Origin of the sequence: Leptospira ellinghausenii, from assembly GCF_003114815.1 — a bacterium.
Lineage (GTDB): Bacteria > Spirochaetota > Leptospiria > Leptospirales > Leptospiraceae > Leptospira_A > Leptospira_A ellinghausenii.
This window is the reverse complement of record NZ_BFAZ01000009.1, coordinates 1,239,194-1,264,886: the sequence shown is the minus strand read 5'-3', so window position 1 is coordinate 1,264,886 and position 25,693 is coordinate 1,239,194. Positions and strand designations below refer to the sequence as shown.

General features: G+C 36.2%; 25 protein-coding genes and 1 tRNA gene. 9 read left to right on the top strand and 17 right to left on the bottom strand.

Going from position 1 to position 25,693, the window contains the following annotated elements:
• The gene (locus DI076_RS14470) at window positions 1-1,017 is read left to right on the top strand and encodes an aldo/keto reductase (protein WP_108960476.1); all 1,017 of its coding nucleotides are present in this window, start codon (window positions 1-3) and stop codon (window positions 1,015-1,017) included.
• Between the two features lie 14 nt (window positions 1,018-1,031).
• Window positions 1,032-1,727: a hypothetical protein gene (locus DI076_RS14465; RefSeq protein ID WP_108960475.1), complete on the top strand. Its 696-nt coding sequence runs from the start codon at window positions 1,032-1,034 to the stop codon at window positions 1,725-1,727.
• Window positions 1,728-1,741: 14 nt separating this feature from the next.
• Here DI076_RS14465 and DI076_RS14460 read toward each other — a convergent pair whose 3' ends face one another.
• The 5 genes from DI076_RS14460 to DI076_RS14440 are packed head-to-tail and all read right to left on the bottom strand — an operon-like array spanning window position 1,742 to window position 6,048.
• On the bottom strand, window positions 1,742-2,455 hold the full coding sequence (locus DI076_RS14460; RefSeq protein ID WP_108960474.1) for a histidine phosphatase family protein: 714 nt from the start codon (window positions 2,453-2,455) through the stop codon (window positions 1,742-1,744).
• Window positions 2,456-2,896 carry a hypothetical protein gene (locus DI076_RS14455; RefSeq protein WP_108960473.1) on the bottom strand — a complete coding sequence of 147 codons (441 nt, stop codon included), beginning with the start codon at window positions 2,894-2,896 and terminating at the stop codon, window positions 2,456-2,458.
• Window positions 2,886-3,917 carry a phosphotransferase family protein gene (locus tag DI076_RS14450; RefSeq protein ID WP_108960472.1) on the bottom strand — a complete coding sequence of 344 codons (1,032 nt, stop codon included), beginning with the start codon at window positions 3,915-3,917 and terminating at the stop codon, window positions 2,886-2,888. The genes DI076_RS14455 and DI076_RS14450 overlap by 11 nt, the downstream gene beginning before the upstream one ends.
• A gap of 6 nt (window positions 3,918-3,923) precedes the next feature.
• Window positions 3,924-5,099, bottom strand: coding sequence for an acyl-CoA dehydrogenase family protein (locus tag DI076_RS14445; protein WP_108960471.1), 1,176 nt, complete (start codon window positions 5,097-5,099; stop codon window positions 3,924-3,926).
• A gap of 46 nt (window positions 5,100-5,145) precedes the next feature.
• Window positions 5,146-6,048 carry a peptidoglycan DD-metalloendopeptidase family protein gene (locus tag DI076_RS14440; protein ID WP_108960470.1) on the bottom strand — a complete coding sequence of 301 codons (903 nt, stop codon included), beginning with the start codon at window positions 6,046-6,048 and terminating at the stop codon, window positions 5,146-5,148.
• 78 nt (window positions 6,049-6,126) lie between these two features.
• Here DI076_RS14440 and DI076_RS14435 point away from each other — a divergent pair, with 78 nt between their 5' ends.
• On the top strand, window positions 6,127-7,026 hold the full coding sequence (locus DI076_RS14435; RefSeq protein ID WP_108960469.1) for a CPBP family intramembrane glutamic endopeptidase: 900 nt from the start codon (window positions 6,127-6,129) through the stop codon (window positions 7,024-7,026).
• On the top strand, window positions 7,023-7,784 hold the full coding sequence (locus DI076_RS14430; RefSeq protein ID WP_108960468.1) for a hypothetical protein: 762 nt from the start codon (window positions 7,023-7,025) through the stop codon (window positions 7,782-7,784). The genes DI076_RS14435 and DI076_RS14430 overlap by 4 nt, the downstream gene beginning before the upstream one ends.
• Window positions 7,785-7,794: 10 nt before the next feature.
• Here DI076_RS14430 and DI076_RS14425 read toward each other — a convergent pair whose 3' ends face one another.
• Window positions 7,795-8,130, bottom strand: a complete 336-nt coding sequence (locus tag DI076_RS14425) for a hypothetical protein (RefSeq protein ID WP_108960467.1) — start codon at window positions 8,128-8,130, stop codon at window positions 7,795-7,797.
• A gap of 21 nt (window positions 8,131-8,151) precedes the next feature.
• On the opposite strand from DI076_RS14425, the gene DI076_RS14420 reads away from it, so the two are divergent.
• Complete coding sequence (locus DI076_RS14420; protein ID WP_108960466.1) at window positions 8,152-8,580, top strand: DUF423 domain-containing protein; 429 nt, start codon at window positions 8,152-8,154, stop codon at window positions 8,578-8,580.
• Here the strand turns inward: DI076_RS14420 and DI076_RS14415 are convergent.
• Both DI076_RS14415 and DI076_RS14410 read right to left on the bottom strand, forming a co-directional pair.
• Window positions 8,556-8,882 (bottom strand): hypothetical protein, encoded by a 327-nt coding sequence (locus DI076_RS14415; RefSeq protein WP_108960465.1) that lies wholly within the window; start codon window positions 8,880-8,882, stop codon window positions 8,556-8,558. The two genes, DI076_RS14420 and DI076_RS14415, sit on opposite strands and share 25 nt — an antisense overlap.
• Before the next feature lie 19 nt (window positions 8,883-8,901).
• A complete protein-coding gene (locus tag DI076_RS14410) occupies window positions 8,902-10,413 on the bottom strand; it encodes a carboxypeptidase M32 (RefSeq protein WP_108960464.1) in 1,512 nt (503 codons plus the stop codon).
• An 82-nt stretch (window positions 10,414-10,495) separates the two neighbouring features.
• Between DI076_RS14410 and DI076_RS14405 the strand changes: the two genes are divergently transcribed.
• A tRNA-Gly gene (locus DI076_RS14405) sits at window positions 10,496-10,566 on the top strand.
• A gap of 413 nt (window positions 10,567-10,979) precedes the next feature.
• Here DI076_RS14405 and DI076_RS14395 read toward each other — a convergent pair.
• The 8 genes from DI076_RS14395 to DI076_RS14360 all read right to left on the bottom strand — a co-directional run bounded on the left by DI076_RS14395 (window position 10,980) and on the right by DI076_RS14360 (window position 20,170).
• On the bottom strand, window positions 10,980-11,354 hold the full coding sequence (locus DI076_RS14395) for an iron chaperone (RefSeq protein ID WP_108960462.1): 375 nt from the start codon (window positions 11,352-11,354) through the stop codon (window positions 10,980-10,982).
• A gap of 21 nt (window positions 11,355-11,375) precedes the next feature.
• Window positions 11,376-12,767, bottom strand: coding sequence for an MATE family efflux transporter (locus tag DI076_RS14390; protein WP_108960461.1), 1,392 nt, complete (start codon window positions 12,765-12,767; stop codon window positions 11,376-11,378).
• A gap of 19 nt (window positions 12,768-12,786) precedes the next feature.
• Window positions 12,787-13,752 (bottom strand): SRPBCC family protein, encoded by a 966-nt coding sequence (locus tag DI076_RS14385; protein WP_108960460.1) that lies wholly within the window; start codon window positions 13,750-13,752, stop codon window positions 12,787-12,789.
• A gap of 1 nt (window position 13,753) precedes the next feature.
• Complete coding sequence (locus DI076_RS14380) at window positions 13,754-14,107, bottom strand: ArsR/SmtB family transcription factor (protein WP_108960459.1); 354 nt, start codon at window positions 14,105-14,107, stop codon at window positions 13,754-13,756.
• Window positions 14,108-14,366: 259 nt separating this feature from the next.
• Window positions 14,367-14,975, bottom strand: coding sequence for a beta-class carbonic anhydrase (locus DI076_RS14375; RefSeq protein WP_108960458.1), 609 nt, complete (start codon window positions 14,973-14,975; stop codon window positions 14,367-14,369).
• Window positions 14,976-15,281: 306 nt separating this feature from the next.
• Window positions 15,282-16,358, bottom strand: coding sequence for an alkene reductase (locus DI076_RS14370; protein WP_108960457.1), 1,077 nt, complete (start codon window positions 16,356-16,358; stop codon window positions 15,282-15,284).
• Window positions 16,359-16,454: 96 nt separating this feature from the next.
• Window positions 16,455-18,473: a 7TM diverse intracellular signaling domain-containing protein gene (locus DI076_RS14365; RefSeq protein ID WP_108960456.1), complete on the bottom strand. Its 2,019-nt coding sequence runs from the start codon at window positions 18,471-18,473 to the stop codon at window positions 16,455-16,457.
• Window positions 18,470-20,170, bottom strand: a complete 1,701-nt coding sequence (locus tag DI076_RS14360) for a hypothetical protein (protein ID WP_369689769.1) — start codon at window positions 20,168-20,170, stop codon at window positions 18,470-18,472. The genes DI076_RS14365 and DI076_RS14360 overlap by 4 nt, the downstream gene beginning before the upstream one ends.
• 193 nt (window positions 20,171-20,363) lie before the next feature.
• Between DI076_RS14360 and DI076_RS14355 the strand changes: the two genes are divergently transcribed.
• The 3 genes from DI076_RS14355 (at window position 20,364) to DI076_RS14345 (ending at window position 23,917) form a co-directional block, all read left to right on the top strand.
• Window positions 20,364-21,590 carry a PAS domain-containing sensor histidine kinase gene (locus tag DI076_RS14355; protein ID WP_108960455.1) on the top strand — a complete coding sequence of 409 codons (1,227 nt, stop codon included), beginning with the start codon at window positions 20,364-20,366 and terminating at the stop codon, window positions 21,588-21,590.
• Between the two features lie 99 nt (window positions 21,591-21,689).
• The gene (locus DI076_RS14350) at window positions 21,690-22,838 is read left to right on the top strand and encodes a hypothetical protein (protein ID WP_108960454.1); all 1,149 of its coding nucleotides are present in this window, start codon (window positions 21,690-21,692) and stop codon (window positions 22,836-22,838) included.
• Window positions 22,839-22,891: 53 nt separating this feature from the next.
• Complete coding sequence (locus DI076_RS14345) at window positions 22,892-23,917, top strand: pirin family protein (RefSeq protein ID WP_108960453.1); 1,026 nt, start codon at window positions 22,892-22,894, stop codon at window positions 23,915-23,917.
• Between the two features lie 29 nt (window positions 23,918-23,946).
• Here DI076_RS14345 and ilvD read toward each other — a convergent pair whose 3' ends face one another.
• The gene (gene ilvD, locus DI076_RS14340; protein WP_108960452.1) at window positions 23,947-25,623 is read right to left on the bottom strand and encodes a dihydroxy-acid dehydratase; all 1,677 of its coding nucleotides are present in this window, start codon (window positions 25,621-25,623) and stop codon (window positions 23,947-23,949) included.
• Between the last annotated feature and the right edge of the window lie 70 nt (window positions 25,624-25,693).

The following is a 25,693-nucleotide window of genomic DNA, read 5'->3' as shown; positions in this document are numbered from 1 at the left end:
ATGAAAAAACGAAGACTTGGCAAATCAGGTATGGTGGTTTCTGAAATTTGTATGGGAACCATGACTTTTGGTTCCTCATGTAACGAAGATGAGGCGTTTAGAATTTTAGACAAAGCTTATGATTCTGGGATTGATTTTTATGATACAGCTGAAATTTATCCTGTACCACCTCAAAAATCTTGGGTACATAGAACAGAAGAAATTTTCGGTAAATGGATAAAAACAAAACCGAGAGATGGAATTATTATCGCAAGTAAAGTGGCGGGGCCCGGCCACGGTTGGTTCAGTCCACCTTTACGCGAAGGAAAAACTGCTCTCGATAAATATCACATTCGACGTGCCATTGAAGGTTCCTTACAAAGATTAGGTGTTGAAACTATTGATTTGTACCAAACGCATTGGCCTGATCATGATGTTGCATATGACGAAACAATGGAAGCACTCACCGAATTGAAAGAAGAAGGCAAAATTCGATATGCTGGATGTTCAAATGAAACATCCTTTGGACTTATGAAAAGTTTATGGACTTCGGACAAATACAATTTGATTCGTTACGATTCAATTCAAAACAATTTTTCTATACTCAATCGTAGGTTTGAAGATGAGTTAGCTCAAGTTTGCAGAAAGGAAGGAGTCTCTCTACTCCCATATTCCCCATTAGCTGGTGGAGTTTTGACTGGTAAATACAATGGTCCAACAAAACCGGAAGGGGCACGATTTGTACGGTATATGGTAGAAGGGGAAAGACAAAAACGAATGTCTAACCGATTCTTAAACGAACAAACGTTAGCCTCCACTAAAGAATTGATGGAAATTGCCAACAGATATGGAATGAGTTCAACTGTGATGTCTGTTGCTTGGAGTAAACAACATGATTTTGTTGCCTCTACAATTATTGGTGCGAATACAGTGGAACAACTGGAAGAATCATTAAAAGCTACAGATGTCATTTTATCTGAAGAAATATTATCCGAAATTAATGCTGTATCCAAAAAAATTCAATACCCAATGGGCTAAGGACCTATTTTGATATGAGCTCAAACTCGGAAAATACAAATCCAATTGATCGCAATTCTGAAAACGATTTATTCTCGAATAAACAACAAACCTCAAAATGGGAATCGTTTTCTTCGGGAATTTTTCGTAAGTTTTTAATCTTACTTTTGGTTACCTATTTATTTCCCGAGTGTTCAAGTTTTGGCCCTAAAAATTCTCAAAGTAGTTTGATAATTGTCCATATGACGATTGTTAAAGATGAAATGATACTAGATGAATTGATTGACCCAAGGTTCCAAAAAGTAACCTTAAGAAAAGGTGAAAAATCAATCGAATATAGCGAAAGTTCAGAACATTATTATTACTTTCAAAACCTAAAAGAAGGCCAATACGAAATTTTTGATGCTGTCCACTTACTCAATCGTGGTGCCTCGGATTTTGCTTTTAGTAGCACTAAACAAGCAAATAAAATCGATATTGATTTTGATCCAGAAGAGATTCGGAAATCAAGAGTGGATTTACAACCTGGTACTGTTGTGTTTATGGGAAGTTTTCATGTAACAGTTGATTTTAAATTCCAAGAAGAACCAAAAATTTCAGTTCGTTATAGCAAAACAAATGAAGAAGAACTAGCTGCCATGGATCATTTATACAAAAATTATCCAAGATCCGGTTGGGGACAAAAAGCTAAAAATCGAGTTAAATTATTGTCTTCCTTTACCCAACCGTAAATCAATTTTCATTCTTAAACAATTGTAATCAAATCTGGATTTTGCAAGTGGGGAGTTCCATTCCAACTAACAGGTTCCCAATGATTGTTTTCCCGATGAAACACACTTAAAGAAGAATTTAAAATTGATTTCATAAATATAGGAAATTCTTTATAATTCATTTTGCAGGAAAGTCCCATCATAATGGCGATGGGAGTACTTGAAGAAATAACAAGGGTACTTTTTACATCAACAGGGATTTGGAGTGGACCTTTTGATACCTTTTCAACATATTCTTCAAACGTATATGGTTCTATAGAACCCCAAACTCCATTCACCCAATCAGCTAATACTAGTTGTATGAGCTCCTGAAAATAATGCCTAGTTTCCTCTTTTCCATCTTCCCATGCATTTTTATATGATTCATATAATTTTGCAAATGATGGATTCGCATTTCGGATTTTGGCAGCAATACCTAACCACATCCTAGAATCAAATTCATCCCAAGCAGAATTTTCAATGGGATCTGGGATACAAAATTGATCGTTGGTAAAACTTTTAATGATTCCTTCTGCAGTTTGTTTTTGCCTGTTTAATGTTCCCGTATATACGGAATCAAATTCAATTCTTTGGAGTTTAAAATATTCACCTAAAAGATTTGCTTGTTTCCAACCTAGCTCTGTTAGTTGATCATAATTTTTTCCAAGTCGATCAGCTTGACCATGTCGAACTAAATATAAATAGGACATCTATACTTGGAACCTCGGATTGGAAACAGATAAGTTTTCTTTTAATTGAAATTTTACCAAATTCCATACTTTTCCTTTTGGAGATGTATCAATTTTAGAGGAATTAGTTTTTGAATTCGATTGGTTTCGAATGCTTTGGGCTAAACTTTGATTCCAATTATATAAAACTCGGTATTTTTCTTTTTTGGATAGTTTTTGAAAACTTTCTAAATTGTATCTGGATTCCAATTCTGAGATTAATAATTTCTGATTCAAAATTTCCGACCAGAGATTGGTATATTCTGAATTTTCAATTTCCCTTGCTATGACACCTAACATATTCCAAGAAACTAGTGTTTTATATGATAATAAATCATCACCTTCTAGTTTGGGTAATAATTCTTTCATCATAAAATCTTGAATGGCAGCAAGTAGTTCTTTTGTATCAGGTCTATACTGCATTTTCTAATTCCTCTATGAGACGCATTGCTTCCCATTCCATTTCAGCCGTCCTTCTTCCGATCGAAGCAAGCTCGATTCCTTTATCTTTGCCAGACATATGCCTTTCAGCCTGTTGTGCACTTCCGATTGCCCATCTAACATTTCCCATGATTTCCCAATAGGATACTTTATATGGATCAACCTCGATACCAGAGGTAAGTTCGTATTCTTTATAAAAATCCTTTCGATCGCCGAATCCACCTACTTCTTTATTAAGACGACCAAACCTCCAATCACGCATACACAACCAAGCGATATCTTCGTGTCGATCTCCAAAGTGGGCAAATTCAAAATCTAAGATTCCTTGAAGACCTTCTGCATTCATCATAAAGTTTCCAGTGCGAAAATCACCATGAACTAATACAATTTTATCAATATTTGGTGCATGTGACTCCATCCAATTGAGGCATAATTCAATTGCAGGATGAGCTTCCGGTAAATCGTCTAAGGACTGTCTTAAATCTGCAATTGCTTGGCTAATGTAATTTTCTATCGTGACTAATTTGAGTTTCTGTTTTAGCTCTTCTTCTTTTACAGATTCGGGAACTACTGTATGAAGTTTTGCAAGATTCGATGCTAAATCAGAAACCATTTTGGTTTTACGATAGGAATCTAATTCTTTATCTTTTGTGATGTAACGACCTGTTGCTTTTCCAGCAATTTTTTCCATTAGAAAAAAAGGTGTGCCTATGATAGAAGTTTGTTCTTCTAAATATACAGGTGTTGGAGTTTTGACTCCTGCATTGTAAACTAGTTCCGCTACTTTAAATTCATCCCGTTTCGATAAAGATGAGAGTAAACTTCCCCCCTTATCTGTGCGAAGAACAAGTGATTTATTGGAAGATTTGGATTGTATATCCAAAGCATAATTATCTTGGCAAGCTCCTCCACTTAGATGAAAAATTTCAGTTATCCTAACTGGCTCTTTCCATATGGATGTAAGGTGAAGTTCTACCTTCTCTTGCAGTTCTTTAATATCCATGAATCTTTAAAAATCCCATTTTTCCGATACGTAATTGCGACCAATGACCATTTTATGAACTTCGGAAGGGCCATCTGCAATTCTTGCTGCGCGCGCATCTCGATAAAACAATTCAAGTGGTAAGTCTCTTGAATATCCCTTTCCACCACATATTTGGATCGCCATATCAATTGTATTACACAACGACTCACTCACTTTCCATTTTGCCATGGAAGTTTCCTGTCTTGCATCCTTACCCATTTTTAATAACCAAGCTGCCTTCAATGTTAATAAGAATGCCATCTCTATCTCAGTAGCACGTTCTGCAAACATCCACTGGATTCCTTGGTGATCGGCAATCCGTGCACTAAAAACTTCTCTTTCTTTCGCATAACTTCGCGCAATTGAAAGAGCTCTTCTTGCCATCCCAGTCCATCTCATACAATGGGTGAGACGAGCTGGACCCAATCGTTCTTGTGATAAGCGAAAACCCTCGCCGACTCTACCTAAAATCATATCTTCAGGAACTTCTACATTTTCAAAATTGAGTTCACAATGCCCACCTGGTCCGTGGGATCCCATTAGTTCAATCTCTCGAACCATTGTATATCCTTTGGCATCAGTTGGTACAAGAAACATCGTTGTTTTGCGAAAACTTCCATTGACTTTCGCCATTACGATGAGATACTTCGCTCCATTTGCGCCAGTACAATACCACTTACGTCCATTTAGAATGTATTTATCACCTTGTTTTTCAGCATTGGTTTGCAAAGAAGTGGGATCAGAACCGGCACCTGGTGAAGGTTCAGTCATTGCAAATCCAGTGCGAAGTTCCCCTTTGATGAGTGGATGTAAAATTAATTCTTTTTGTTTTTCAGATGCTGCAAGGGATAACAAATGCATATTTCCTTCATCAGGCGCATCACAATTAAAAATATAAGGAGCAATAGGAGAACGACCAAGTTCACTAAAAATAATACAGGTTCCAATTAAATCTAAACCTAATCCACCTTCTGATTTGGGAAGATGAGGTGTCCAAAACCCAGCCGATTTTACTTTAGCGCGTGCTTGTTGGTTGATATCTTCTGGCATTCGACCTTTTTCATAATCATAATGTTTTTCCAGAGGAATGATTTCTTCTGTTATAAAAGATTGGATGTTTTTACGAAGTGTTTCAACTTCTTGGGGAATTTCAAAGTCCATTGAATCCAAGAAGTAACACAATCAAGATAGATCGTAAAATCTTTTTTTAATGAGATCGAAAAATAGGTCTTTCTCTTTTTGAATTTCTTCTAATTTCAAAATGTAAATGTGGACCGGTCGCTCTACCTGTTTGACCTACTTCCCCAATTTTTTCGCCTTTTTTGACTCTTTGTCCATGTTTTACAGCAAAGTTCAATAGATGTCCGTATCTAGTTTCGTAACCTAAAATATGTTTAATAATAATTAGATTACCATATCCACCTTGAGCACCAACAAAACTAACTTCTCCATCCATTGAAGAAAATACATCTGATCCTTGTTTGGCGGCCATATCCAAACCACCGTGAAAAGTTTCTTTTTTAGTAAAAGGATCTAATCGTTTTCCAAAATTTGAGGAGATGATAGCGGCTGTTAGCGGGAACTGGAATCCAAATCCGTAAAAGAAAGATTTTTCTGATTTCCCCATTGAGATACCAGGTAAAAACCACTTACCTCGTTCGGAATCATATTGCAATTTGTTTGCATCAATTTGGTATTTTTCTGCTAGAATCGATTTTGTTTTGTCACTACCATCCGTTTCTTCTGGATGGAATGTTCCGCGCATATTTGGAATTTCAAGGATCATACCTTGTGATAAATCATGAGGGGAACTGAGTTCGTTAACGGAGGATAAGGTTTCTAAATCCATACCTGTTCGCGCCATGATTTTGAAAAAGTTGTCTTCCTTTTGCACCTTGTATTCGTAATATTTGAGTGGGATGAGGATTTCTTTTTTAGTGCCTGATTTTGAAATTCTCAGGTTTTCTTTGATTTCGGAACGAAGGTTTTTTAATGATGGATTTGAATATTCTAGGTTGGCCAATGTGAGAGGACCAGGAAATAGATTCGTCACGGCTCCAAAACCGATCCAAATCACAGTCCATTTCAGTAAAACAAGGCGATTAGACATAATCTTCTAAAATGATTATCGTCCATTTCTCAAAAAAACGATGACGATTCTTGCCGAAATTGAGGAACTGTAAGGCAGATGCAGAATCGATTTTTTGAGATCTTTCGGCTCACTGCCTACTCTTTGGGTCTCGTCTATGTATGTTCCTTTTTTTATTCCGTATTCTTTTTGGCGTTTGTAAACCACTCGGTCTTAAACCAAAGGATTCCAGAAGAACAAATCCTTCCTCTCTATGAAGAATACTCTGAAGGTAAGTTAGATTTTTCAGGACTTTTGGCGGAATACCAAAAAGTAGTAAGTCCGATCAAAGACCAATTTCAGAAAGAAATTACCGAAAATCCAAACGTATTACTTAGCGAATTCTATGAGATTGTTTTTTCTGAAAAACCATATTACTTATTAGGACACTCAGTTCCATGGTTTTTGTGTTATGTGGGGCTTGGTTATTTATTATACAAAAAAGTATTACAAATCCCTGTCACAAATTTACAGGATGAACTTTCAATTCCAATTTTATTACGTGGCATATCGAATGGTTTCATTTGTTTTTTTGTTGTGGTTGTTTTTGGTGTGATTCTAGAGAAATTATCGGTTCCATTAGAATCAGGTGTTTTTGCAAAAAAATTATACGAATCCATTCATGGAAATGGTTACCTACTTGCATGGGGAATATATGTTGTAGGTATCATTACAGGAATTTTGGAAGAAATCTTCTTTAGAGGTTTTTTGCTAAAAGCCTTCATTGATAAAGGATTAACCCAAGAAGGTTTACTCATTGTATCCTTATTATTCGGTTGGTTACATTATGGAGAAGGTACTTCCATTGCCATTCCTTTCATCATTTGTGGTGTAGGAATGTTTTTTGGTTACTTGTACATTAAAACGGGAAATCTTTGGATTGCGATGGCTTGCCATGCCACATACAATTCTTTAGGTTTAGTCAATGCTTATCTTCAATTACCAGTGGTCCAATCATGAATTTTTTAAAATCAAAATTAAATATTCGCATAACGCAAATATCGTTACTTTTATTTCTTTTATGCTTCTCTCCTACATCAATTTTTGCAGGGGAAACTGTTGAAGTATTAGGTGGGCCGGATGATGTAAATATTCGTCTGTTAGCACTTCTCAACAAGTTAGATCCAGATTTTTACGCAGATGAAAAAACCCAAGGTTTTATGTATCGATACAGAAATCGTTGGAGTAATCCATATGACTTTAACATCTATGTAGGAAAAGTTGGGAAAACATCCCCCGATTCCATTATCCGTATCGAGTCTCCTAGAAGGGGACAGGAAAAAATGTGGAAACAAATTTTGGAACAAGAGTTATTACAAAAACCCCCTCACGAATCAGCGCTTCCACTGACTGAAAAATATCATATTGTTTCCCAAGGATTAAATTTAATTACACCTATGGCCTCTGTTGGTTACAATTCCTGGAATTCTCCTTTATTCACAAATCGCGATACATTTGTTAGTATGAGTATTTATTTCTTATGTGATTTGATTTTGGTAGGTGGTGCATACTTATATGCACAAGAGAATTTACCGAAAAAGAATATTTATGATCATATGTTGAATGCAAAAGGACCAGGAAATGTTTGGGAATCACCAAACGCTGTTGGAATTTTTGCTGCAATGGCAGTAACGAGAGTTGTGCGAGCATTTGATGCTTGGGAAGACACCGCTGCTCATAATAAAACAGCTCAATTTGGTTGGTCTTTTAAGTTCTAGTTAAAATATTTTACGATTTAAAAAGATCACGTGCTGCATCTGAGGCACTTGATCTTTCAAAATCTTCTCTTTCAATCAGTGTAAGTTCCAATCCTTCTTTTTCAATTCTACTCAAAATTTTGGAAATATCTGCCACCTTACTCAATTTAGTTGCTAGATATTTAAAAGTAATTCCACATTCAGGGCATTTTTTATCCTTGAGATAATTGAGTCCAAGTTTTTTGCAATTTCCACAAGTTCCGTAAAGATCATCGATATAGAGTAATTGTTTTTTTACATCGTCCACATTGAGTTGTCGCCAAACTCGAACAAATTTAGTATTCTTTCCGGATAGATCTGAAGTCATAGGCAATAGGAAGTATCGAATATGAAACTTGTCAAGAAGCAATCCGATTTAGTTTTAATCTTACTCATTTGTTTATCTGGGTTTTTAGGAGTGGCGATTGGTGCCTTTGGGGCACATGGTCTGAAAAAAATCATACCACCGGATCTTATGATCACTTTTGAAACTGGAAATAAATACCATTTTTACCATAGCATTACAGCTCTTTTCGTATTTTTGATGTTAATATTTTCTGAACAAAATGAGACATCCGAGAAAACAAAAAAATATCTTAGAATATCGATTTGGATGTTTTTGGTAGGAATTCTAATTTTTTCTTTTAGTTTATATACCTTAGCAATTACAGGACTTAAAATTCTTGGTGCCATCACTCCTTTTGGAGGAGTGAGTTTTCTGGCTGGTTGGTATTGTTTAGGACTTGGGATGTATTATTTTTTTGTTCCGAAAAAATAGTGACCTTGTTTGCTAATTAAATTTCTAGAAATAAGTCCGTCGGCAATGAGTAACAGTCCTTCTGCGGCGGATTTTTTTGACTCTTCGGTACTATCTTTTTGTAACGCCATAAGTTCATGAACATATTTTCTTCGTTGTAAATCTAAAACACCTAACATTGATCCAGCAATCTTTTCGTCCATTTGTAAAAAAGCCAATGCCAATGTTTGAGGTGGAGTTTCATTACACAAATAGTATAATGCTAAATTATCAAAATACGAAAGTTGACTGAGTTTTTCTAATACTTGTTCTGATCCAGACATAGTGATTCCTTTGATTCAATTAATTGGAAATTGAAACTTCCTTTATTTTTTCTTCTAAATATGAAATAAGATACTTCGCATTTGCTGGTTCGCCAGTAGCTTCTGAAACTAAATTTTCAATCGTTAAGATTTTACCTTTGGAATGAATGTTCTTTCGTAACCAAGATAATAAATCTGAAAAATCACCTTTCGAAGCAAATTTGTTATGCGAATCGGGATATTCTTGTGTAAATTTTTTAAAAAATTGTGCACTGAAAATATTTCCTAATGTATATGTTGGAAAATATCCAAAGGCTCCCATAGACCAATGAATGTCTTGTAAAACTCCTTCTGCATCGTTTTCAATCGTCATTCCAAAACTTTCTTTCATTTTGGAATTCCAAATTTCTGGTAAATCTTTAACTTTGGTTTTACCATTAATCAAATCTCTTTCAATCTCAAATCGCAAAATGATATGGAGATTATAAGTGACCTGGTCTGCTTCCACTCGTATCTTAGATTTTTCCGTGCTGTTGATATATTTATATAAATCTTGAAAAGGAAGTTCTGATTCAGACAATTCAAAGTCATTTAATAAAATGGGATACATAAATTCCCAAAAAGGTAGAGACCTTCCCACTTGGTTTTCCCACAATCGACTTTGTGATTCGTGAATTCCTAAACTTAGATACTCAGTTAATGGATTTGGCCAATTTGGCATTGTGGACAATCCAGACTCATATAAAGAATGTCCGGTCTCATGTAACACGCCGAAGATGGAAGTTAGTGGATCTGTTTCAGAATACCTAGTTGTGATTCGTTTGTCCCCTTTTCCTAAACTTGTGGAAAAAGGATGATTACTAATGTCTAATCTTGATTCCTTCTTTGTAAGTCCTAATATCGAAGGAAGTCGATTACAGAATTTGGTTTGTTTGGTTATTGGTATTGGTTTTTTGAATGGATTTTCGAACTTTGGTGCTTTTGCAACAATAGGAATGAGAGAATTTTTTAAGTCAGAAAATAAAATTTGAATTTGGTTGGCTTGGGCACCCTTTTCATAAGTATCTAATAAGGCGTCATATGGTTCGGTCGTATAACCAAAGTAATCCGCTTGTTTTTTGGATAAATTAACTAGTTCTTCAAGCCTGTCCGAAAACAATTTAAAGTTTCTTTCTTTTTTAGCTTCAGCCCATTCCGCATGCGCTAAATTGGTCAATTTTGCAAATTCAGCAACAAATTCAGATGGCAATTTATCTGCTTTTTCTTTTTCCTCCATCAAAATTTCAAGCTCACGATTCCATAATGATCTTTCCGATTCTGGAAGTTCTTTTGTGGTTAATTTTGCAGATTGAATGAGCTCCAAAAAAGATGGATCCGTCATCCATTCATGGGTGAGTTCCGCAACAGCAGCAATTTGAGTTGATCGATACTCTCGTCCTTCTTCTGGCATCATTACTTCTGAGTCCCAGTGGAGAACGGATGAAATATCTTGGAAAAGTTTGATTTTTCGATATTGTTTTCGATAATTTTCGAGCGCTTGAGGGAGGGCCATAGACTCATTTTCTTCCACCCATACATTCTGGAACCAAAAATCATTGACCCTTAACCCTCAGACAAAACTATGTATTTACGTCGCGGGTGTGGTGTAACGGTAGCACAGCAGCCTTCCAAGCTTCTGGCGAGGGTTCGAGTCCCTTCGCCCGCATGACAATCTTTCAACAATCCATTCAATCTAATCAAAACAATCAACTCGAACAGTGGCGCGAGCTGTTTTGTGAGCGACCCATAGGAAGCGAACAAAACAGAAAGAAAGCCACGATGGCTTTCGACGAGCGACGCCGTGCCTCGAAGCGCAGTGAGGACAGGATGAATCATGGATATGTTTTTATGGGGAGGTTGTTCGTACAAAATGGATTTCTGTATCCCCACCCGATTTAGGGAGGGGAACTAGACCCGCCACCCAATACGTCCTCTCTATCATAAAGGTCTTATTTCAGAAACCAAAACTGTGTTTTGTAAAAATTAAATTAGAAAAAGTTCATACTTTAGAAAAGGAAATAATAATATCTGACAATGAAGGTCTCACTTCCTACAATATTCCTAAAATGATCTTTGGATTTAATTTTTGTTTTTTTTTTCTTTAGTTTCATTTTCTTTGATTCTAAACCTTACAATTTTTCGAATCAGTTCATCAGGCATAGGTTCCGCGATTGGAAATTGAATAGAACCTTTTCCAGATTTAAACTTTGAAATTTCCTTTTGGAATTTATTATTTCCGGATGGTAATGCATAAAATCCAATGTGATTCTTAAACGCTGCGAAATGGACTAAATTCCCGTCCAGAATAAAAGTTGGTATTGCATACTTTATCGCCTCTTTCGCATTAGGTGCTTCTTCTCGAATGATTTTTCGGACATGATTCAATATATTTTGAATTTCCTTTGGAAACGAAAGTATATATTCATCTATATTGTCAGGTTTATTAGATTTCATTTTAAACTTTCCTTAGATAGATCAAACTTTAGTTTCTTTCCATTTTCCTTTTGTAAATAACCAGAGTGTATATATACCTACTGATGTTTCAGATATCATCATTGCCCAAAAAACTCCACGATAACCAAATTCAAAGTATTTTCCCAATGTGTATGCTAAGGGAATTTGAATGATCCAGAAAAAGATTACATTAATTTTAGTAGGAGTCATGGTATCACCAGCTCCATTAAAAGCCTGACTTGCTGCCATCCACCAAGCATAAACAAAATATGAGTAAGACACAATGCGTAACCACTCAGATCCGATTATAATTACTTTAGGATCAGAAGTAAAGATCCCAATAATCCTTTCACTTAAGAAAAAATAAATGAGAGACACTAATACCAAATAACACATATTACATAAGCCAGTAACCCAAACTGATTGTTCGGCTCGGTCTGGTTTTCCAGCTCCTAGATTTTGCCCTACCAAAGTTGCAACAGCATTTGACATCCCCCAAGATGGCATTAAAGTAAACATCATCGTTCTAAGTGCAATCGTTGCCGCAGCGACGGTCTGACTCCCAAATTCAGACAAGATTCTCATGATAAAAATCCAAGAAGTCATTCCAACTATCATTTGGCCAATACCACCTAATGAAGTTTTGAGAATACCAAGGATCGATTCCCATTCAATTTTAAGATGGCTTTTCAGTATTTTGATATGTTTTCCACCTCGAAATAGCAGCCACATTTGGAATAGGACACCAATTCCTCTTCCAATATTGGTAGCGATTGCTGCACCTGTTATCCCAAAAGCGGGAATTGGTCCACATCCAAAAATAAAAATTGGATCAAAAATGATATTTAATCCATTTGCAAGCCAAAGTACTCGCATCGAAATGGCGGCATCCCCTGCTCCACGAAATACAGCATTGATCAAAAATAATAGTATAACAATGAAATTACCACCTAACATCCATTGCATATAATAATGTCCTTCATTTAGGACCCATTCATCAGCTCCCATTAGCAATAACAATTCTTTAGAATAAAAAATTCCTGCGATAGAAAATGGAATTGAAGCTAAGATAGCAATCCAAATCGATTGAATTGCGGCAATACCAGCCAAATCTTTTTCTTTTTCTCCAATGCGTCGAGCAACAATGGCAGTCACTGAAAAAGATAATCCCATTGCAATTGCATAAAGAAGAAATAAGTAAGTTTCTGTGAGTCCAACAGTTGCAACCGCAGATGCTCCTAATGATCCTACGAAATAAATATCTACAACTGCAAAAACAGATTCTAATACTAGTTCTAAAATCATTGGGACAGATAATAGAAATATTGCTTTTCTTATACTGATTTCAGTATAATCTTCCTCAGAACCAGATAATGCATTTTTTAAATCTTCCCATAAACTAGCGCGTGTCATTTTTTACCTGCTAACCTTATTATTTTGTTACCAAAAACTGATTCAATCTGCTCAGTGTTTGGTGAGCACCTTCAATTGCTCCAAAGTCAACTACTGAATTCCTAACACTTGAATTCGGAAAGGTCATTTTCATTTTGATAATTGTATGATTTTCTGAAAGTGCAGTAAAGGTGATCCTTACAATGAAATTATCATCCTTTTCAGTTGAGCCGGATCCATGAATATATTCTAAATATTCGCAATCTCGAATTTCTTTATACTGAACTAAATTTGGATAAATAGTTCCATCGGGAGCCTTCATAGTATAAATCCATTTACCACCTACTTTAAATTCTCTAAATTCAGTTGATGTTGTAAAACCATTTGGTCCCCACCAGAGATTTATATTGGTTGGATCTGCAAATGCTGCAAAAACATTTTCAATTGGATGTGATAATTTTTTTTCAATTATCAATTCATTGGTTTCAGGTAATGCTTCTTCTTCTAGTTTTTCGAAACTTTGTGACCATCCTTCTTTCATACCAGAATTTGCGAAGCCATCGCGGATTTGGTTTGACATGAATTCTGTTATCAATATTACCTTTGTTATTCCATTCGTTTCTTCAAATAATACTCGTAACTTTGAATTTAACATTGAACGATCACCGGTAACTCCAGCGATTTTTTGAACTTCTTTCACCCATTCATCAGGATGTTCATCAACTAAATCACTCATCACAAAACTTTGATAAGGTGTTATTTCTAAAAATTTTCCTTTGACTGGATAATCAATACCTTCTGGAGATCTCATCACAATTCTATATGAACCACCAACTTGGAAATCAAAGTCCACAATTGGATTGGTGAATCCTTTTGGTCCCCACCATTTTTCTATATGAAGAGGATTTGTCCAAACTTCCCAAACAAGTTTTAATGGTGCACGAAATGTGCGTTCTAATCTTACGATTTTTTCTTCTAATGTGATAATGGCTTCATGTTGGTACATTCTAATCTTTTCCTTTTGTTTGTTGCAAATCCATCAAGTATTGGTCCAAACGATCAAAACGTTCTTCCCATAACTTTTTATATTGTTGTAACCATAAATTAGCTTCTTCTAATGCTTCTGCTTTGATACGACACGGGCGATATTGTGCTGATTTTCCTCTTTCAATCAATCCAGCTTTCTCTAATACCTTGATGTGTTTTGAAATTCCAGGCAGACTCATTTGAAATGGTTCTGCTAATTGCAAAACCGTCGCTTCGCCAGAGACAAGTTGCATGAGGATTTTTCTACGCGTTGGATCAGCAAGGGCTTGGAAGGTAGAATTTAAGGATTCTTCCGTTTGTTCTAATTTAACCATTTAGCTAATTAACCTTTTGGTTAAATAAAGAAATTAAGATGATTTCGTCAATCGGAATTGCTAAAATTTGGGAATTTCTTGGGTTTTGCTTCGGTACACTTGGGATATGAGTATCCCCGCCCGATTTTGGGTGGGGAACTAGACCCGCCACCCAATACGTCCTCTCTATCAAATTCCCTTCCTTTCTGGAAGGTGATTTCGAAAACTCAGGAATTTAGTTTGGAAAAGTTCATATTATCGCTTTTTGATTGAAACTGGTTTAGGCAGCCCTACCGATCCTTGTTGCTTCTTTGACTTCGATCAATTTTCCTGTTTTGACATCATAATAGTATCCGTAAACAGGGATGCTTTTCGGAATCAAAGGATGGTTTCGGATTCTTTTGACATCATCGATGACACTTTGTTCCAAATGATCAAAGGTTAAAAAAGGAATGTATTTTGCTTCGTCCGAGCCACCTGATTCTTCTACATTTCGCCAACCATTTGAATCAATCGTTGCGGTGTTTAGACTTTTTGAGAGGAGATTACGAATGATAGCATCGGTGAATAACTCCATCCCGCAGTCTGAATGATGGATGACAAAAAATTCTTTGGTTCCTAATAACTTATACGATATCACCAAGGAACGAATGGCATCATCACTCGCTCGACCACCTGCATTTCGGATCACATGTGCGTCACCTTCTGCTAGACCTGCATATTTGGCAGGATCCAGTCTTGCATCCATACAAGTAAGGATGGTAAAACTCCTCGCCGGAGGTAACGTTAGATCGCCTTTTTTTCCAAATTCCGATGCATATTTTTCATTCGCATCAATGACTTCTTTGTGTACTTTACTTGTTTCTTGTTGGATGAGTGTGTCTGACATAGTGGATATTAAATTCACTATAACAGATTAAACAAGGAGAGAATTTTTCAGGAATGTATTTTCATTCAAGATCTGTACATTGCATTCTGCAAATGACTAAGACATTGGAGAAAGTGTGTATTTCAGTACAGGAAAGAAGTCATAGAGTCCAATAGCGCCAGGGATCTGGAGGGCTTTAGGTCCAATGAGGTGAAACCTCTTTGGACGGGAGCGAAAGCGGACCCCGTAGGAGCCCGTTCCTTCATAGAATTTAGCATCTGTTACAGTTCAAATTGAGGCGCCCATAAAAATGAACGCTTTTATCCATTAGGAGACAAGTGGATAATCGATGTAACCTTTTTCTCCGGGAGTATATAAAGTGGCTTCATCAAAATTTGCAAGAGGTATATTCTTTTGGAATTTAGTCACAAGATCTGGGTTTGCAAGAAATGGTTTTCCGAATGCCACCAAATTAGCGTTACCTGATGTTAGATCTGCTTCAGCACGTTGTGAATCATACCCTCCACTTAAAATAAGAGTCTGTTTAAAATTATTTCTAATTGCTGAAACAGTTTTTGGATCTACAGTTGGTGCTCCCATTGAAGAGTGATCCACCAAATGAATGTAAACAATACCAAGTTCATTTAACTTTTGTGACAATAAAGAATACTCATCATGAGTTTCCTCAAATGGAAATAAATCGTTAAAAGCTCCGTAAGGAGATAATCTGATTCCAGTTTTTTCTTTTCCAATGGCATCAGAAACTGCTTTGCTCACTTCAAGAATGAATCGAATACGATTTTCAATTGAGCCACCATATTCATCAGTTCTTTGATTGGAAGAAGGGTGTAAAAATTGCTCCAACAAATATCCGTTTGCTGCATGTAATTCAACTCCATCAAATCCTGCAGCGATCGCATTCTTAGATGCTAAAACAAATTCTTGTATCGTAGATTGAATTTCGTCTTTGGACATTTCTTTAGGAGTTGGATGATCTACCATTCCATTACTATCAGTCCACATTTTGCCTTTTGCCATAATGGCAGATGGAGCAAGAACTTTTGCTGATTTAGGCAAATTGAATTCATGCCCAATTCTACCAGTATGCATCAATTGAACGAAAATTTTGCTTCCTTTTTTATGAACTTTGTCAGTCACAACTTTCCATGCATCTGTTTGTTCTTTTGAAAAAATTCCAGGGATTCTCGCATAACCTAAACCATTCGGAGACGGAGAGGTTCCTTCTGTAATGATAAGTCCTGCTTCTGATCTTTGTTCGTAGTATGTCGCTACGATTTCACCTGGAACATTTCCAATTGATCTCGATCTTGTCATAGGTGCCATTACGACACGATTTTTTAATTCTAAATTTCCTAATTTTGCTTTTTCAAACAACAAACTCATATGATTTCCTATTGGATCCTTTAGAAAATAGACTGATTAGCCTCCTAATTTGATATAAAATAATTTAATATTAAACCTTTTTTTTAAAAATTTAAGCTACAAATCAAAACCCAAAATGGTTAGGTCATCCTGTCTGTCCTGACCATTCTGAAAATTTTGGAGAGATTTCAATAGTTCCTCTTCCACCTCGGATAAGGACAATTGAGTGGTGTTCACAAAAAGTGCATGGAGTTTCTCTTCGCCAAATTCCTCATCATTTTGATTAAAAGCTTCATAAACACCATCTGTAAAAATAAACAATCGGTTTCCTGATTCAAATTTAAGTTCGATATTTTCATAATGGGTTTGTTTTTTCAGTCCAATCATCCTTCCTGTTTTTGCTAAAAGTTTCAATTTTCCATTTTGTAATAACACAGCAGAAGGATGACCAGCAGAAGCAAATTGAATTGTTTTTTCCTCAAAGTGGATATCGATGATGATGGCTGTCAGTAAGCTGTTTAATGAAACAAAATTATCCATAAATTCTTCATTAAAAATTTCCATTACTTTACTTGGCGTGAGTTCGAATTCTTTTATTGGATCATATAACCCTTTGATCGCCATCGTGATCATAGCAGCATGTACTCCATGGCCTGTTGCATCTGCTACCAAAATTCTAAATCGGGAATCCTTAAGATGAGTAATATCAAAAAAATCACCACCTACTTCTGAAACTGGAAGGTATTTGAAAACAAAATTGAGTTGTTCTAATAATTTTTCATCAACAGAGATAGAGTTTTCCTGAATTTTTTTAGCAACAAATAGATCTCTTCTTAATACACTAAGTGTTTGGTTAAGTTTAAATGTTCTTTCCTTTACTTTTTCTTCTAATTCTAAATTGGATTTTTCTAAATTGATTTTGACATTGTTTTCAGCGATTTCTTTTTCTTTAATGATAAAATTGTAACGATCAGCCAACGCAAAGGCAAGTAACATCATCTCAGCAGCTGATCCATATTGTGGACCTTCCATTGTAAATACATTTGTAGGAATGTATCCTAATGCTCTTAATGTGGAAATGATTAGTGCTAGGAATAAAAAAGCAAAGGCTAAAAGGAAAAAATAAGCAATTCGTTGTCTTTTAAAAGAGCAAAGAACACCGATGATAAGAATCCATAAAGAAGTAATCGTGTGACTTAAAACTAACCATTTAATAATCAGATCAAAGTTAATTATGTAAATTATAGGGAGCAAAAACTGAATTAAAATTAATAGCCAATTCACTCGATCAAATCGTGGTAAAACTTTTTTAGTCTGAAGTAATGTCCGCATAAAAATCAGGAACAAAATCAATACAACGGAAATCAGTAGATTAATGGCATATTGGTCTAACCATGGCGAGTTGTTCCATAAATACTCGGAGGCAATTCCATTATGAGTTGCAATCGCAATCGCAGAACTTAATACAACCAGAACATATAATAAATAACTAATATCTCTTAAAATGAAAAATACAAAAAGGTTAAACACGATCATCGCAAGTGTCATACCAAAATAAATCGCCTGCAAAACATGATCATCGATTTCATGTCGGTCATAGGATTTTTGTTTCCAAAGTTGTATTGGTAAGTTAATTGCATTTGGAGATTTTACTTTTAAGTAAATCGTAGAAGTTGTATTTCTTGGAAAGACTATGGGAAAAACAAAATTTCTAGAAGGATATGGTCGATCCATTGCTGCCACAGCATATCCAGAAGGAATGAATTTCATTCCTTCATTTGTTTCAAAATACAAATCCAATGTCTTTAATCTTGGATAACTCACAACCAAACTAGAACTATATTCATGATCATATGGATTTACAATTTTCACTTTTAGCCAATAAGTTGATTTAGAATACGAAAAGTTGAAGGCTTCTTTTGCATTTGGATTTTGATGAAAAGGATATTTGGAAACATTTAACTTTAAATCTTGGAATTCAATTTGATGATTGGTATCTTCCAAGACATACATATACTTTGCTAAATGAATAGGTTTTTCTTGTATTTGGCTTAGATTGACAATGGATTCATTTGCTGACAATTCACAGCAGAACAAAAGTACCAAACATTGTAGAAAAAGATTTTGAATTTTCATTTTGGATTTTTTGTTAACTCAATTTCCTGAAACATATCGTATGAATAAATCAGATTTTGTTGTGCAAAGATGAGAAATCCATTGAAGTTGGCACTCAATCCTTCTGGACCTGGAAATATTTTTCGTAGTAGTTGTTCTCCATTTTGACCGAGTAAAATGAGATCAATTTGATTCTCGTCACTGTACTCATCATAACAAGAAAGAACTACAACGGTATGTCTTCCATCAAAACTAAACAATTGGAGTACTTCTGATTGGATTGGAAAATGACTCAATTCATTTCCCAACTCATCAATCATAACGATAGAATGGTAATCATTTGTAAAAACAAGTTTGTCTTCTACGATGAGAATGGGTGATTTTGTAACATTAAAAGAATGGGGACCTAAGGTATCCGTACATGTAAACTCGAATTCCTTTATGATATTGAGATTTTCATCTAACAAATATGATTTGTCCCAAACAAATGGAATCAATATTCTATTTTTGAATTCTATAGGAAGAGATGCCAATTCGAAAGGAAGGTTGATACCCGAATCTTCTGTTTTAGAAAAACGCTTTTGTTCTCCCGTTTGGATATTGTCTACGATTGCATAGTAATAATAAAAATTTAAATTTGAATCAATGAAAACTGGATGGAACTTGGAACTGTATTGGAATACAATTTCATACTCATTGTTAATTGCAAATACACCCTTGCATGTGTGAAACAGGATGATTCCTGTTTCAGTAAGGAAAGTTTTACCAGAAAAGGCATCACCATTTGGCGATTTTAAGGTATGGATCAGGTTTTTTGATTTTAGATCGTAAATATAGATTTCATTCCCATGAGGGAGGTATAGGATTTCATCGATGATGGTAAAAGCGAAGTTATGAACCACTCGGTATTCAGAAACATCACGTTCTTCTGTAGACAGTACGTCGTAACAACGAAAGGCAAGTGGAATTGAAATTTCTAATTTTCCATTCAGATCAAATAATAACAATTCATTCGGTCTATTGAGTTTGGAATCATATTCTGATCCTTTTTGAAATCCTTGGTAATAACACAAATACCCAGACTGATAGAACAAATAAGGGATGGACATACCTTCCAAAAAAGGTCGTTTGACTGGCCTACTCCATAGGACTTTTTTTTCATTTAAATGAAAGGCTGTGAGAGTGTAGGTATCATCGTAAACAGAAAGGATCACAAATTGATCGAGTGTGATCCACTCAGTAACCAAAATGATTTCTCCTTCTCGCATCGAATGCAGTAAATTGGCCTTATATGGAAAACCTTTTGTTTTCTCATCTAAAAATTCTTTTGGAAATTCTTTTTGAAACCAAGTACGTAACCATAGTTTTGCCGAACTAGGTAGATTCTGAGTTCTTTCTAAAAATATCTGTTTGAGTGAATCTTTTTCCGTTACTGCAATTTTTTCCAAAACTTCAGTAAAAAATGTATAGGGATAGTTTAATCCACCATAACGCAAAAGAGATTCTACTGATGGATAACGTATCAGTTCTGAACGTTGGTCATCAATTAATTCAGCAGTTTGTTCGTAATACTCTGGATAGGTGGACCTTGGGTCACCCGTCCCTTTTACCCGGATCCACCAATACTGATGGCACTGGGTACATTCATAAATTTCTCGGAAGGGATTTCGTATTTCTCCTACAATGTCATGGATTGGAAAATTTGGAATTTGGCTCAAGTCCTCGATAGGTTCCAAACGAGAAAATGTTTTTGAACCTTTTTGACAATACAGACAGGCCATAACTAGAGGCTGTTTAGTAAGATTGATCATTTTTACTTGGTCAAGTCAAATTCCAGCATAGGATTCTTAAATTGAAGGCTACATAGTTCTTGGCAATTTATTGTAATCATTGTAAACTAAGTCATTCCGTATGCCTACTTCGCAAAAATCCTTCGAAGTCCTCCTCGCTGAGATCCAAAAATTAGAACAGGAGAACCAAACTCTAAAACAGTTTCAAATAAGTCAAAACAACCACCAAACAAAGATTAGCGATTTACTTCATTTTACTCAATTTTCGATCGATACCATATCTGATTCCATCCTGTGGTTGGATGAAAATGGTAAGTATATTTTCGTTAACAACGCGGCTTGCATTAATTTTGGGTATTCGAAAGAGGAATTTCTTTCGATGACAATGTTTCAAGTTGATCCTCTCTTCACAAAAGAGATTTGGGATGCACATTGGCAAGAGATATTAGAGAGAAAATCTTTTACATTAGAAACAATCAATAAACGAAAAGATGGAAAAACAATTCCTATTGAAGTGACTGTTAACTTAGTAGAATACGATGGCAAAAAATATAATTGTGCGATTGCACGTGATATCACCGAACATAAACTAAATGAATCTAAACTTAAACAAGCAGCACTAAAATTGAGTGAATTAAATGCGACGAAAGATAAATTTTTTTCAATCATTGCTCACGATTTGAGAGGGCCTCTAGGATCCCATAGAGAGTTTACCAAAAATTTAAGTGAAAAAATTACAATACTATCCAACGAAGATAGGTTACTTAACTTACAAATTTTAAATGAATCGTCAGAAAAACTCTATTCTCTCATGGAAAATTTACTCCACTGGGCTAGCACACAAAATGGAATGATCACATTCCAACCTGTTTTGATTTCTTTATACGATTTAGTTCACAAAACCATTGATCTTTTTTCATTATCAATTCATAAAAAGAACTTATCACTCAAGAATCAGATTCCAAAAACATTTCACTTGATTGCTGATTCTTTTATGATCGAAACAATTTTTCGTAATTTAATTTCAAATGCAATCAAGTATAGCAATTATAACCAAACAATTGAAATTGGATGTAATCCTTCTCAAGCAAAGAATGATACTAAGTCTAAAAACTCTTGTTTTTATGTTAAAGATGAAGGGATTGGAATGTCAAAGGATCAAATCAATTCTTTATTTCGCTTAGACCAAAAGGTTTCAACACCTGGAACAGCACAAGAAGTAGGTACTGGACTTGGTCTCATCTTGAGTAAAGATTTTATAGAACAACATGGTGGTAAAATTTGGGTCGAAAGTGTGTTACAAGGAGGGACAACGTTTTACTTTGAATTAGGACAAGACACAATCTAAAGGAAATTTATTTCCAATGTTTGCAGATTTTTTACTCCAACTTGCCATTCTCATTTTTTTTTGATAGATACAGTTTCTTAGATTTTCATTTATGAGAGAATGCGAAGTACACTGATTTTTCACCTCATCTTCATTTTATTCTTCTCTCTTCCTCTGGTGGCACAACCAGTTACCCAAACAACACCAGAACCAAATCCACCAGCCAATCCCACTCCCAAAAAATCGTTTTTTGGATCGAGACTTGCTGTCTTAGAACTTGCTGGTGAATTCGTGCAAACTCCTTCAGAAGGTGGACCACAATCAGTCTCTAGTATTCTAAACTCTGCACGTGTCGCTTCCAGTTTTGTCAACAGCAGCAACACAACAAATAATTTAAACCCTCCAGGTATTATCACAGAGAGTGCGGAATCAAGACCAACCTCCACAATTTCACCACGCATTAAATACTCTCATCAATTTTCAGAAGATTTTTTTATTGGATTTGTTTATGCGAAAGGAGAACAATACAACGATTCAAGGACTAGCTTTAGTACAAATGGCCTTTACCTAAATGATAAAGTTAGATCTGGCGTGAACGAAGTTGGATTTAAAATCGGTTTAGGTCCCATTAACTATTTAACTGATTCTACATCTTCTGAATTGAGTTTTAGTTATTCAGAATTATCATCGAAAGGTCCATTCCAATCCTTCCAATTAAAATTTCCATTTTTACGAACAGGAGATCAATCTGTAACTGAAGGTTATGCGTTCTCAACGGGTTCGGTAGAATTTAGAACAAAAAACTATGGAATGAATTATGGTTTTGCTACATCCATCACGGACTGGCTCAATTTTTATATGATTGGTGATTTAACAATCTTTGCTGGCCAACTAAAACTACTGAGTTATGGAATTGAAACATCTTCCACAGGTAGTTTAAATGCAAGTAACCAAGTTGTTTTTAGTTCTCCGGTTTCCAAAACTGATTTAACGGCATTCCAATCAAAAGAAGGATTAATGCGTGGTCTTGGTGGTGCCTCGGTTTCTTTGGAGATGGGACTTGTGTGGAAAGTATTTGATACTTTGGGAATCAAATATGGTGGGTTTTACCAGATGTCCTCTTTTAGTGTTTCGGAAGTGACTGGATTTAATTTAGGCCAAGGAAAAACTCCTGTGGAACTCAGCTCCGTGCCAGACCTAAATTCTTCACAAAGTTCAAAAGAATTTGGATCTTTTGGTGTGAATGTATCTCTTGTTAAAAACTTTTGACATCGTTTCCTTGTCTTATCATTAGAGGGTGATCCCTTTTGTGATAGGACAAAATGAAACACAAATCCATATTATATGCTCAAAAACTAGACTTCCAATGGCCAACTTCTGACCCATTTTTGTTCTGCGTACACCACGAAGATTTTTATCCCAACGGCAATGGAAAATTTGGACCCAATGCATCCTTACAAGGAAGACAAATTGGACAGGACTTTGTCGGAAAAGATGGTTGGAGGATGTATCATGGAGAAACCATTCCTGGTTTTCCTGGTCACCCCCATAGAGGATTCGAAACCGTAACAGTTGTTCAGCGTGGGTTGGTTGACCATGCAGATTCACAGGGAGCTGCTGGCCGATATGGTGATGGTGATGTGCAGTGGATGACGGCAGGCGCAGGGATCCAACATTCTGAGATGTTTCCACTCATCAATGAATCAGAAGAAAACACACTTGAACTTTTCCAAATTTGGCTCAATTTACCCGCTAAACATAAGTTTGTTGACCCACATTTTAAAATGTTTTGGAACGAAGATATACCAGTGAAAATTCTATCTGACTCAAATCATAAACAGGTCAAAATCAAAACGGTCGCAGGTTCTCTATTTGGTGACAAAGCATTGGACCCACCACCCAATTCATGGGCAGCAGACCGAGCAAACGAAGTGGGAATTTACATTTTGGATTTGGACCCTGAAGTTCAGTTTGTGATACCAACAACTTCCAAAGAGAACAATCGCAATCTGTACTATTTCCGTGGAGAGGGACTCGTTGTCGATGGAACCCAAGTCCCTGGAAAACATATGTACAACCTAAAAGCAGACGAGACTATCGAAATTCGTAACGGATCGGAAGCTGGAAGGATTCTGATCTTAGAAGGAAAACCAATTGCAGAACCGGTTGTCCAATACGGACCATTTGTAATGAACAAACAAGAGGAAATCCAACAAGCGTTTGATGATTACCGTAAGACTCAGTTTGGTGGATGGCCTTGGGATTCTTATGATCCCGTCCATGTTGGCAAAGGTAGGTTTGCCAAACACGCAAACGGAAAAGAAGAAACACCTACAAATTCAAAATAAGGAATTTGTGGGTAAACGGATCGGTTGAATTACCGGTCCGTCAAACAACCGGTACTTGCATCCTTCACCATTTGGATGTACTTCCATAAATAACCACTCGTCACTCTGTAAGGTGGTTTTTTCCAATTGGCACGGCGTTTTTCTAGTTCTTCCGCACTCACTTTTACATCTAATTTGTTCGTTCGAGCATCAATGGAGATCACATCACCGTTTTCCACCAATGCAATTTCGCCACCTTCCATCGCTTCGGGGGTGATATGACCCACCACAAATCCATGGCTTCCCCCAGAAAACCTTCCATCAGTGATGAGGGCTACATTATCACCAAGACCAGCTCCAATGATGGCAGAGGTTGGTTTTAACATCTCAGGCATCCCAGGTCCCCCTTTTGGTCCCACATAACGAATCACAACTACATGGCCAGGTTTCACTTTCCCATCTCGGATGCCTTCGTTTGCTTCTACTTCCGAATCAAAACAAATGGCTTTCCCTTCAAACATTTCCCCTTCATGGCCAGTGATTTTTGCAACTGCACCTTTTTTGGCAATGTTACCATATAACACTTGTATGTGGCCTTCTTTTTTAATGGGGTTACTCACTGGTCTGAGTAAGTCTTGGTCTTTTGGAAGGTCTGGAAGTGATTCCAAATTTTCTGCAATGGTTTTTCCTGTAACAGTCATACAAGAACCATCTAACATTCCTTCCTTCAGCATAAATTTCATGATGGCAGGTGTCCCACCGATAGCAAATAGGTCTTCCATCAAATACTTCCCACTTGGTTTCATGTCAGCAAGTAGAGGTGTTGTATCGGTTACCTTTTGGATTTGGTCGAGGTCCAAATTGATTCCCATCGTACGTGCAATGGCGATCATATGGAGTGCAGCATTTGTAGAACCACCAAGGATGGTGATGACACGTAAAGCATTGAGTACGGATTTTGGAGTGATGATATCAGAAGGTTTGATGTCTTTTTCCAAAAGTTTGTACATATACTTTCCAATCTCTTGGCATTCTTTCTTTTTTTCTTCACTTCGTGCTGGAGAAGACGAACTGTATGGTAAACTCATTCCCATAACTTCAATGGCAGTTGCCATAGTGTTAGCTGTGTACATCCCTCCACAAGCTCCAGGGCCTGGGCATGAATTTTTGATGACTTCTTTAAAATCTTCTTCTGAAATTTTACCGTTAATTTTTTTACCGTATGCTTCAAAAGCAGATACAATATTTAATTTTTCACCTTTGAAATGACCCCCGTTGATGGTTCCACCGTATACCATAATGGAAGGACGGTTGAGGCGAGCCATCGCCATGATGGCTCCTGGCATATTTTTATCACAACCAGCTGTGAAGATAAGACCATCATAAAAATGAGCTCCGGAAATTGTTTCGATAGAATCTGCAATGATTTCTCTCGAAGGAAGGGAAAAACGCATCCCATCATTTCCATTAGTAATTCCGTCACTCACACCAATTGTATTGAAGAGTAGACCAACCATTTGTTTTGTATCGATGACACTTTTTTTTTGTAAGGCAGCAAGTGTTGTCAAATGCATGTTACATGGATTCCCGTCAAAACCTGTACTACCGATTCCAACAAAAGGTTTGTTTAAATCTTCATAAGGTACTCCTGAACCAATGATCATGGCTTGGGATGCTGGGAGAGATTCATCTTGGGTTAAAACGCGGCTGTATCGATTCAAACTCATAATTTACAATTTCCTTGGGATTAAAGTCAAAATGGTAGAGTCTTAGAGAAAGGAAAGCGGATTTTCAATT

Coding starts and splice junctions, on each gene's coding strand:
- DI076_RS14385 (WP_108960460.1), bottom strand. CDS start 13,752: ATGTACCAACATGAAGCCATTATCACATTAGAAGAAAAAATCGTAAGA.
- DI076_RS14440 (WP_108960470.1), bottom strand. CDS start 6,048: ATGTCTAATCGCCTTGTTTTACTGAAATGGACTGTGATTTGGATCGGT.
- DI076_RS14425 (WP_108960467.1), bottom strand. CDS start 8,130: ATGACTTCAGATCTATCCGGAAAGAATACTAAATTTGTTCGAGTTTGG.
- DI076_RS14390 (WP_108960461.1), bottom strand. CDS start 12,767: ATGACACGCGCTAGTTTATGGGAAGATTTAAAAAATGCATTATCTGGT.
- DI076_RS14395 (WP_108960462.1), bottom strand. CDS start 11,354: ATGAAATCTAATAAACCTGACAATATAGATGAATATATACTTTCGTTT.
- DI076_RS14450 (WP_108960472.1), bottom strand. CDS start 3,917: ATGGATATTAAAGAACTGCAAGAGAAGGTAGAACTTCACCTTACATCC.
- ilvD (WP_108960452.1), bottom strand. CDS start 25,623: ATGAGTTTGAATCGATACAGCCGCGTTTTAACCCAAGATGAATCTCTC.
- DI076_RS14415 (WP_108960465.1), bottom strand. CDS start 8,882: ATGTCTGGATCAGAACAAGTATTAGAAAAACTCAGTCAACTTTCGTAT.
- DI076_RS14350 (WP_108960454.1), top strand. CDS start 21,690: ATGCGAAGTACACTGATTTTTCACCTCATCTTCATTTTATTCTTCTCT.
- DI076_RS14365 (WP_108960456.1), bottom strand. CDS start 18,473: ATGAAAATTCAAAATCTTTTTCTACAATGTTTGGTACTTTTGTTCTGC.
- DI076_RS14420 (WP_108960466.1), top strand. CDS start 8,152: ATGAAACTTGTCAAGAAGCAATCCGATTTAGTTTTAATCTTACTCATT.
- DI076_RS14370 (WP_108960457.1), bottom strand. CDS start 16,358: ATGAGTTTGTTGTTTGAAAAAGCAAAATTAGGAAATTTAGAATTAAAA.
- DI076_RS14410 (WP_108960464.1), bottom strand. CDS start 10,413: ATGGCCCTCCCTCAAGCGCTCGAAAATTATCGAAAACAATATCGAAAA.
- DI076_RS14355 (WP_108960455.1), top strand. CDS start 20,364: ATGCCTACTTCGCAAAAATCCTTCGAAGTCCTCCTCGCTGAGATCCAA.
- DI076_RS14430 (WP_108960468.1), top strand. CDS start 7,023: ATGAATTTTTTAAAATCAAAATTAAATATTCGCATAACGCAAATATCG.
- DI076_RS14460 (WP_108960474.1), bottom strand. CDS start 2,455: ATGTCCTATTTATATTTAGTTCGACATGGTCAAGCTGATCGACTTGGA.
- DI076_RS14455 (WP_108960473.1), bottom strand. CDS start 2,896: ATGCAGTATAGACCTGATACAAAAGAACTACTTGCTGCCATTCAAGAT.
- DI076_RS14345 (WP_108960453.1), top strand. CDS start 22,892: ATGAAACACAAATCCATATTATATGCTCAAAAACTAGACTTCCAATGG.
- DI076_RS14380 (WP_108960459.1), bottom strand. CDS start 14,107: ATGGTTAAATTAGAACAAACGGAAGAATCCTTAAATTCTACCTTCCAA.
- DI076_RS14435 (WP_108960469.1), top strand. CDS start 6,127: ATGCAGAATCGATTTTTTGAGATCTTTCGGCTCACTGCCTACTCTTTG.
- DI076_RS14445 (WP_108960471.1), bottom strand. CDS start 5,099: ATGGACTTTGAAATTCCCCAAGAAGTTGAAACACTTCGTAAAAACATC.
- DI076_RS14470 (WP_108960476.1), top strand. CDS start 1: ATGAAAAAACGAAGACTTGGCAAATCAGGTATGGTGGTTTCTGAAATT.
- DI076_RS14465 (WP_108960475.1), top strand. CDS start 1,032: ATGAGCTCAAACTCGGAAAATACAAATCCAATTGATCGCAATTCTGAA.
- DI076_RS14375 (WP_108960458.1), bottom strand. CDS start 14,975: ATGTCAGACACACTCATCCAACAAGAAACAAGTAAAGTACACAAAGAA.